This window comes from Onishia niordana, assembly GCF_004798965.1.
GTDB lineage: Bacteria > Pseudomonadota > Gammaproteobacteria > Pseudomonadales > Halomonadaceae > Onishia > Onishia niordana.
Genome location: NZ_SDSD01000092.1, coordinates 1 through 264, shown reverse-complemented (window position 1 = coordinate 264; position 264 = coordinate 1). Strand labels below are relative to the sequence as shown.

1 protein-coding gene is annotated in these 264 nt (G+C 37.9%); it reads right to left on the bottom strand.

Going from position 1 to position 264, the window contains the following annotated elements; translation table 11 throughout:
* A partial coding sequence (locus ETC27_RS18045) for a GNAT family N-acetyltransferase (RefSeq protein WP_136256073.1) occupies positions 1–264 on the bottom strand: 264 nt, incomplete at both ends.

Here is a 264-nt window from a genome sequence, read left to right as displayed (position 1 = left end):
GAAGGCCTTGACATTATATTTTTTATAGAGATTTTGCGCTGGTTTATTAGATTCCCGTACTTCTAAAAACAGGGTACCAGCAAAATCAGCAACTTGATCCATCAACGTGCTGGCTATTTTGTTACTTTGAAATTCTGGCTTCACTGCAAGGTTGGTAATTTCCATCTCTTCCATGATCACTTGAATTGCTAAAAAACCAACAAGCTCATCGTCTACTTCAGCTAGAAAATAGATATCCCTTTTCAGGTTGCTAAGGAGATAGGA